Source organism: Nitrosomonas sp. (assembly GCF_043753625.1).
Classification (GTDB): Bacteria; Pseudomonadota; Gammaproteobacteria; order Burkholderiales; family Nitrosomonadaceae; genus Nitrosomonas.
This window is the reverse complement of record NZ_JAYUWI010000158.1, coordinates 1-8,481: the sequence shown is the minus strand read 5'-3', so window position 1 is coordinate 8,481 and position 8,481 is coordinate 1. Positions and strand designations below refer to the sequence as shown.

Annotated in this window: 9 protein-coding genes; 4 read left to right on the top strand and 5 right to left on the bottom strand. The window is 47.4% G+C overall.

What is annotated here, in order from left to right:
* Nucleotides 1-120: 120 nt before the first annotated feature.
* From metW to ACH10T_RS13055, 5 genes are all read right to left on the bottom strand, one after another.
* Complete coding sequence (metW, locus tag ACH10T_RS13075) at nucleotides 121-735, bottom strand: methionine biosynthesis protein MetW (RefSeq protein WP_394809699.1); 615 nt, start codon at nucleotides 733-735, stop codon at nucleotides 121-123.
* A 22-nt stretch (nucleotides 736-757) separates the two neighbouring features.
* The gene (locus ACH10T_RS13070; protein WP_394809698.1) at nucleotides 758-1,885 is read right to left on the bottom strand and encodes a homoserine O-acetyltransferase; all 1,128 of its coding nucleotides are present in this window, start codon (nucleotides 1,883-1,885) and stop codon (nucleotides 758-760) included.
* A 140-nt stretch (nucleotides 1,886-2,025) separates the two neighbouring features.
* Nucleotides 2,026-3,753 (bottom strand): phosphoenolpyruvate--protein phosphotransferase, encoded by a 1,728-nt coding sequence (gene ptsP, locus ACH10T_RS13065; RefSeq protein WP_394809697.1) that lies wholly within the window; start codon nucleotides 3,751-3,753, stop codon nucleotides 2,026-2,028.
* Nucleotides 3,750-4,019, bottom strand: coding sequence for an HPr family phosphocarrier protein (locus ACH10T_RS13060; protein WP_394809696.1), 270 nt, complete (start codon nucleotides 4,017-4,019; stop codon nucleotides 3,750-3,752). Before ACH10T_RS13060 ends, ptsP begins: the two co-directional genes overlap by 4 nt.
* Nucleotides 4,009-4,413: a PTS sugar transporter subunit IIA gene (locus ACH10T_RS13055; RefSeq protein WP_394809695.1), complete on the bottom strand. Its 405-nt coding sequence runs from the start codon at nucleotides 4,411-4,413 to the stop codon at nucleotides 4,009-4,011. The genes ACH10T_RS13060 and ACH10T_RS13055 overlap by 11 nt, the downstream gene beginning before the upstream one ends.
* Nucleotides 4,414-4,688: 275 nt before the next feature.
* Here ACH10T_RS13055 and ACH10T_RS13050 point away from each other — a divergent pair, with 275 nt between their 5' ends.
* The 4 genes from ACH10T_RS13050 to ACH10T_RS13035 all read left to right on the top strand — a co-directional run bounded on the left by ACH10T_RS13050 (nucleotide 4,689) and on the right by ACH10T_RS13035 (nucleotide 8,318).
* Nucleotides 4,689-5,894, top strand: coding sequence for a diguanylate cyclase (locus tag ACH10T_RS13050; protein ID WP_394809694.1), 1,206 nt, complete (start codon nucleotides 4,689-4,691; stop codon nucleotides 5,892-5,894).
* Between the two features lie 130 nt (nucleotides 5,895-6,024).
* Nucleotides 6,025-7,533, top strand: a complete 1,509-nt coding sequence (gene lysS / locus ACH10T_RS13045; protein ID WP_394809693.1) for a lysine--tRNA ligase — start codon at nucleotides 6,025-6,027, stop codon at nucleotides 7,531-7,533.
* A 148-nt stretch (nucleotides 7,534-7,681) separates the two neighbouring features.
* Nucleotides 7,682-7,906 (top strand): hypothetical protein, encoded by a 225-nt coding sequence (locus tag ACH10T_RS13040; protein WP_394809692.1) that lies wholly within the window; start codon nucleotides 7,682-7,684, stop codon nucleotides 7,904-7,906.
* On the top strand, nucleotides 7,896-8,318 hold the full coding sequence (locus tag ACH10T_RS13035; protein WP_394809691.1) for a PIN domain-containing protein: 423 nt from the start codon (nucleotides 7,896-7,898) through the stop codon (nucleotides 8,316-8,318). The genes ACH10T_RS13040 and ACH10T_RS13035 overlap by 11 nt, the downstream gene beginning before the upstream one ends.
* Nucleotides 8,319-8,481: the final 163 nt, after the last annotated feature.

The window sequence follows — 8,481 nt, the reverse complement described above, 5'->3', positions numbered from 1 at the left end:
GTCCCTCCACCCCAGCTCCTTCCAGTCTCTCAAGAAGGAGCCAGAAACACCATACAAGCTTGTCGAACCATGAATGTAATCAACTTAATCAGAGATTCTCTAATTTTCCGGAAAACCCGATCATTCTCGCCGCTCAAAGCGGTAAAACGCCAGCATCCCCATCAGATTCGGCAGGAAATTGACCGGATGATCGCCGTTCATCACCCTGCGCTCGAGAATACGTGCGTCACATTGCTGACACAACGCTTCAAAATCACCCAACGTGCATAAATGAATATTGGGCGTGTCATACCAGTGATAGGGCAAAGTTTTTGACACAGGCATATGCCCGGAAATAACCTGCATACGGTTTCTCCAGTAGCCGAAATTGGGAAATGAGACGATGCCTTCCTTACCCACTCGCAGCATTTCCTGAATGATACCTTCGGTGTGGCGCATGGCCTGCAAAGTTTGGGACAGAATGACATAATCGAACGAGCCCGATTCAAAGCTGGACAACCCTGCTTCCAGGTCATTCTGGATTACATTAATGCCATTACGAAAGCAACTGAGCAGGTTGTCGTCATCGATTTCCACGCCATAGCCAAAAACATTCCGCGTGTCGCGCAAATAGCGCAGCAGTGAGCCATCGCCGCAGCCTAAGTCCAAAATCTTTGCGCCGGGTTTAATCCATTCGGCAATGGCGGCAAAATCTGGGCGTAATGCGATGGTTGATGGTGCTGTTGTATCAGTCATGGTTAATTAATAGCTCATTCAATCAGGTAGAAACATTGTCCATATAGGCTCGCACCAGTTGATGGTAATACTGCGTTTCCATCAGAAACGAGTCATGGCCGTGGCTGGAGGTGATTTCTGCATAGCTCACGTTAATCTTGTTATCCAGTAGCGCTTTGACAATCTCCCGAGAACGTTCCGGCGAGAAGCGCCAATCGGATGTAAACGATAAAATCAGGTAATTCGCCTTGGCAACCTGGAACGCCGCACTTAAATCGCCACCGTAGGCATTCGACGGATCAAAATAATCCAACGCTTTGGTCATCAGCAGATAGCTATTGGCATCGAACAGATCCGCAAATTTGTCGCCCTGATAGCGTAAGTAGGATTCGATCTCAAACTCAACATCAAAACCGAAAGAAAGATCCCCATTACGCAAGCTGCGCCCAAATTTAGCTGCCATCGAATCGTCAGACAGATAAGTGATATGCCCCAGCATACGAGCCAGCCGCAGGCCGCGCCTCGGCAACGTGTCGTAAGCGTAGTAATTGCCACCGTAAAATTCCTGGTCGGTCATAATCGCCTGACGGGCGACATCGTTAAACGCGATATTTTGTGCAGTCAATTTGGCCGCCGCGGCAATCACCAGCGCATGACGCACTTTTTCCGGATAATCCAGCGTCCACTGCATTGCCTGCATCCCGCCCAGACTGCCGCCGACTATTGCGGCAAACTGTTCAATTCCCAGATGCTCGGCCAATTGCGCCTGGGTTTCCACCCAGTCTTCCACGGTAACAATCGGAAAACTCGCACCGTAGTGCTTTCCGGTTTTCGTATCAATACTAGCAGGACCGGTAGAACCGTGGCAACCGCCCAGATTGTTCACACCCATCACAAAGAAGCGATTGGTATCAATCGGCTTGCCCGGACCCACCATATTATCCCACCAACCGTAGCTCTTCTCTTTATCCGCATACACTCCGGCTACGTGGTGATTGCCTGAAAGCGCATGACAAATTAGTACCGCATTGGATCGTGCTGCATTCAGTTGTCCGTAGGTTTCAAACACCAGATGATAGCTATCCAGCATCAATCCGCTTTTCAACTGCAACGGCTTATCAATGGTTACATATTGCGGTGTCACAACACCAACTGATTTTGAATCTTGCATTTATATAAGAAAAATCCTGAAAAAACGACCAAAAATCCTGTTTGTAATTATATCGCCCAAAAAGTGGCACACACTAGGAAAACTCTGATCAACCCATCGGCTAGTTCACCATGATCGCAATTAGCTCTTTCAGAGTTTTTCTAATCATTCAACTTAGCCAGCAATTCAGCCATCTTTTCCGGTTGATCCGTTTTCATGATCTTTTGTGTCAGCGGAATAATATCAGGCAAATGGCTTTTTAATATCTGGTTTTTCACTGTCAGTAATTGCGCCGGGTACATGGAGAATTGCTGCAGCCCGAAACCCAGCAGTAGCCGGGTAAAATTCTTATCACCGGCCATTTCACCACAAATCGACACCGGCACTTTGGCGTGATTGGCACTCTGAATAATGTGTGAAACCAACCACAATATGGCTGGGTGAAACGGATCATAAAGATGCGCCACCGCATCATCGATCCGGTCAACAGCCAGGGTATATTGAATCAGGTCATTGGTACCAATGGACAAAAAATCCAGCTTTCGCATAAAGAGATTCAGACTCAACGCAGCCGCTGGAATCTCAATCATCCCACCGACTTTAATATGTTCATCAAAATGAATTTTTTCATCGCGTAAGGTCTGTTTCGCATACTCAATCAGATGTAAGGTTTGATCAATTTCCGCCACATTGGACAGCATCGGCACCAAGATACGAACATCGCCGTATTGAGATGCGCGCAAAATAGCGCGTAGCTGCGTATGAAACATTCTCGGCTCCGCCAGGCTCAACCGGATAGCACGCAACCCTAACGCCGGGTTAGCCGCAACTTGTACGGCACCTTTCAGACTTTTATCCGCCCCCAGATCAAAGGTACGAATGGTAACCGGCTGTTTATGCATTTTGACTGCAACAGTCCGGTAAGCCTCAAATTGTTCCTCTTCGCCCGGCAAGTCATCGCGATTGAGAAACAGAAACTCGCTGCGGAACAAACCGATGCCTGTGGCGCCACTGGTTTTGACTTGCTCAATATCTTCCGGAAGTTCTATGTTGGCGTATAAATCGATCGGCGTGCCATCCAGTGTTACCGCAACAACACTCTTAATGCGCTGCAGCTTTTTTTTCTCCAGCTCCAACTGGCCTTGCCGCAAACGGTATTCATCCAGGACATACTTATCCGGATTGACAATGACAATGCCATGCGTGCCATCCACAATCAGACGATCGTTCTCCAGAATTAATTGATGCGCTTGATGCAGTGCCACGATAGAAGGGATATTGAGACTACGCGCAACAATCGCGGTATGCGAGGTCTGACTGCCAAAATCGGTCAGGAAAGCGGTAAACTGATGCTGTTTGTATTGCATGACATCGGCAGGACTGAGATCATGCGCCACTAGAATACTATCGCCGGTAAGTCTTGATGCCACCGGCAAATAACCGGGGTGTCCCAGCATCGCTTTGAGCACACGCTCGACAACTTGCACCACATCGGATTTGCGTTCGCGCAAATAAGCATCTTCGATTTCTTCAAACTGTGCTAATAACACTTGCATTTGCTGCGTCAGCGCCCATTCCGCATTGCACTGGGTTTGTACGATCATGCTCCGGGTCGCCTCGGAAAGCATCGGATCATCCAAGATCATCAGATGCAAGTCCAGGAATGCACTAAACTCCGCCCGCGCATGACCATCGGTGACAGATTTTTGCAACGTCTCAAATTCTTTACGAACAACAGTAAAAGCACTATCCAAGCGCGCAATCTCTTTGTCTATCTGATTTTTTGGAATCAGATAATGCATCACCTCTAAAGCAGCCGGTGCAGCCAAATGCGCATGCCCGATGGCAATGCCTTCCGATACGCCAATACCTTGCAGGATAAAGCTCATTCGCCTTCACCAAAATAGTCTTCAACCAATGCCGCCAGCGCTGCCAGCGCTTCAACCTCATCATCACCGGTCGTTTCGATCTGTATGCGTGACCCTTTATTAGCCGCCAGCGTCATAACCCCCATGATACTTTTTGCATTTACGCGGCGATTATTCTTTGTCGCCCAGACTTCGCATTTGAATTGACTGGCCAGTTTCGTCAGTTTTGAAGACGCGCGCGCATGTAATCCCAGTTTGTTGACAATTTCTACTTCTTTAGTCTGCATGGCAAGGCTCCGCACCAATATGCATGACACCGCATTGGCCGCCACTCAGTCCTTTCTCGATCACCACAGGAAGCGGCTCATTACGATAAGTCAACACACGCACCAGCATAGGCAAATTGACACCCGCGATACATTCCACTTTCCCGGGTTGCATTAACCGGCTGGCAATGTTGCAGGGTGTTGCGCCACACATATCACTCAGTACCAGCACCCCATCACCACTGTCCAGCTGCCTTATCAATGCGCGCGCTCGGGTTAATAAGGCGTCGGGGTCATCCTGTGGAAAAACACTCAAATGCAGCAACTGCGGCGGCTTCATGCCGACTACATGGCTTGCGCAACGAATCATATGATCCCCTAAATCTTCATGTGTGAGAACTAAAATCCCAATCATCTCGCTTTTATCCTGCCCCGGTTTCGTAAACAACAATTTAAGAATTCTAGCATTGACCGTGCGTTAATGCCCTGTGTTGTTACATATTCACATAAAAATACCTCTAAATGATTGTTCTGTCTCTTTATTCAACCACTATCGTGTTCAATGCGTTATATTTATTCCTGTGAATGAATAATCTGAGGAAACTCAAAGCCTGATAAGGTGGTCAGCGTATACTAATAAATGAATGTCTTGATTTAATGTGCAACAGTATTTTAATCGGTGGCAAAGACATGAAAAAAAATGATCGAATCTCAGCCTTGTGTAAAGCAGCCGAAGCGATGGCACGCGGCGATTTCACACCGGATATTCCGATCGGTGACGATGAAATTGGTCATTTGGGTAAATCCCTCAAAAAACTATCCACTTACCTCAAGAAACAGTCAGAAAGAAGTCAATCTCTCTATCGAATTATGGTTGAGTGCAACCTCAATCTACAGCTGATCGATGTACTGAACCACATTTATGAATCCTTTCAGGTACATTTACCGTATGACCGGATTAGCTTGGCTTTATTTGAGAATGATGGCAGCAAGCTTAAATTGCATTGGTCGCGTGCCGATTATGACCAGACAGAATTAATTTCCGGCCTTTCAATTCCTATGTCTGACAGGGGTTTGCAAGCAATCATCGACATCAACGAAATGCTAATCATTAATGATTTAAGCACACATTTGGAAAAACACCCAGAATCCAGGCTTGCGCAAGCAATTATTAAAGAAGGCGTTCGCTCCTGCCTCATCTGCCCCTTGGTAGCCGCTGGAAAAACGATTGGATTTGTTTTCTTTTCTTGCCGCAAAAAAAGCATTTACAAAAACCTGCATAAGGATTTATCCCTGCAAATCGCCAGCCAATTGGCGGTCATCCTTGAGAAAACCCAATTATACAAAGGAATAAAGCTAAACAAGCAACTCATCGCGCAGAAAAAATCATTGCAACAGCGCGTCACACATGATGCCTTAACCGGTTTGCTCAACCGCCCTGCCATATTTGATATCTTGCATAAACAAATCTTGCGTGCCAGATGCGGTGGAATTGGAATTGCGGTGATCATGATTGATATTGATCACTTTAAAACCATTAATGATACCTGCGGCCATCTCACGGGTGATGCGGTGTTATGCGAAATTGCCAGTCGCCTGACCCAATCGGCCCGCTCTCATGAATACATTGGACGTTATGGCGGCGAAGAGTTCTTGGCGATTATCTCACCCTATGATCAAGCTGGCGCTTTAAAAGCTGCGGAAAGATTCCGTAGTGCCATTGCCTGCCAGGAAATTAATGCCGATCAGATACTGGTTCCCGTCACGATCAGCTTGGGTGTAGCCATCGGCACAGAACAAGATACGCTGGACGAGAATCTGTTATTACGGCGCGCCGATGAAGCACTCTATTTGGCCAAGCATAAAGGGAGAAACCGGGTTGAAATAGCGAGCTAATGACCATTAAAATTCAATCCGGCCAGCAACCTATCCGAACCCAAGAATTGATACATGACGAGATTCCCCGCTTGCAGCGTATAATCCCTCCATTAATTTTATTCCCAATCTTTACACAACGAACCATAACATGAACCAGGAAAATCAATCGGCTGCTCCCCAGGATGAAAATCAAATTATTGCTGAACGTCGCGCCAAACTCACCGAATTGCGGCAAGCAGGCAACGCTTTCCCGAATACCTTTCGGCGCGAGCATCTGGCGGCAGCATTACATCAGCAATTTGACGAATTCACAAAAGAAAAACTGGAAGAACAGCCAACTATTGCAAAAGTAACAGGACGCATGGTGTTAAAGCGCGTCATGGGAAAAGCCAGCTTTGCGACGATTCAGGACATGAGCGGTCGCGTTCAGTTGTATATTTCGGATGATCATACCGGCGAAGCGGTGCATACCGCGTTCAAGCACCATGATTTGGGTGATATCTTCGGCGCGGAAGGCACGTTATTTAAAACCAAGACCGGCGAACTCTCGATTCGCGTGACGGACTTGCAATTGCTGACAAAATCGCTGCGCCCGCTGCCGGAAAAATTTCATGGATTGACCGATCAGGAACAGAAATACCGTATGCGCTACTTGGATCTGATCACGAATGAAGAAGCGCGCAAGGTGTTTACGGTACGCTCCAAAGTGATACAGGCAATTCGAGAATTCTTCGTCGCACGCGATTATCTGGAAGTTGAAACGCCGATGATGCACCCGATTCCCGGCGGGGCCTCGGCGCGACCCTTCTCCACGCATCATAATGCATTGGACATGACGCTCTATTTGCGTATCGCACCAGAGCTTTACTTGAAACGGCTGGTTGTCGGCGGCATGGAAAAAGTTTTTGAAATAAACCGCAATTTCCGCAATGAAGGCATCTCCACGCGGCACAACCCGGAATTTACCATGGTGGAATTCTATGAAGCCTATCAGGATTTTACTTACCTGATGGATTTCACCGAAAAAATGTTCTCCAGTGTGGCGGAAAAAGTGCTCGGAACCACTCAGATCACTTACCAAGGCAAGGCAATCGATCTGGCAAAGCCGTTTATGCGTTTAACCATTACCCAGGCGATTCAGAAATTCCATCCGGAATATTCCGATATGCAATTACAGGATCGTGATTTCATGATCAATAAATTGCAAACGTTGGGCATACACTATAATTCGCACGATGGTATCGGCGGCTTACAGCTTTCATTGTTTGATGAAACCACCGAGCATTTACTGTTTGAACCCACATTTATTATCGATTATCCGGCAGAAGTCTCACCGCTGGCACGTCGCAACGACACTAACCCTGAAATCACCGACCGCTTTGAACTCTATATCGCCGGACGTGAAATTGCCAATGGGTTTTCGGAATTAAACGATTCGGAAGATCAGGCAGCGCGCTTTCAGGAACAAGCCAATGCCAAAGATGCTGGTGACGCCGAGGCGATGCATTACGATGCGGACTATATCCGTGCACTGGAATATGGCCTGCCGCCCACGGCGGGTGAAGGCATTGGTATTGACCGCTTGGTCATGCTATTGACCGACAGTCCGAGTATCCGCGACGTGATTCTGTTTCCCCAGTTGCGACGGGAAGATTAGAGAAGCGCTGAATAATTCGCCGATGATTATGCAGCGGGGTTTTTTTGAAGGAATAATGTCAAGACCCTTTTGTGCCTGATTCTGATTCATCCAGCATAAATAGTGTACACTATTATCGCGTACACTATTTCAAGGAAGGATACAACGGATGAAAAATATCACCTTAAGTGCGGACGATAAACTGATTGAAGCCGCTCGTGAACGGGCTCGCGCCGAACAAACCACCCTCAATGAGCAATTCCGCCGCTGGCTGGCAGATTATGTGCGACAGGAGCATCAAACCGAATCTGCAATGGCATTAATCGAGGAATTACGTGAACAAGTACGTACAGGTGGTCGCAAATTCACGCGAGATGAAATGAATGAGCGGTGAATTTATCGATACCAATGTTTTCATCTACCTGTTCGACGAAACCGATGAGCACAAACGTACTATTGCAGAACAACTGATTCAGAGAGCGCTGGAAACTCGCAGTACTTGCATCAGCCATCAAGTTGTCCAGGAGACACTCAACGTTGTGACGCGCAAACTGCCATCTCCCATGAGCGCAGAAAACGCCCAGCGATTTCTGGAACAGATCTTGATTCCCTTATGGCGAATCATGCCCAGCCTGGCACTTTACCGGCGCGGCCTGGATCTTCAATCGCGCTATGGCTTCAGTTTTTACGATGCTTTGATTGTTGCTACAGCTCTCGAATCCGGCTGCACGCGTTTATACACGGAAGACTTGCAGCACGGTCAGAAAATTGATGGATTGGTAATTGAGAATCCATTTATTGATTGAGATTGGATTAGGACTGCTCAGTGGCGGCAGGATCAGTCGAGTTTGGCTCTATCGGTTCATTGAATTCTTAATTCGCGACCTGACTGTTCGCAGTAACAGCAGTAAATCTAGCGGGTTAAAGTCCCGTCCGAGGAGTTGTCCGTACGCCTCGGTAGCATGAGGA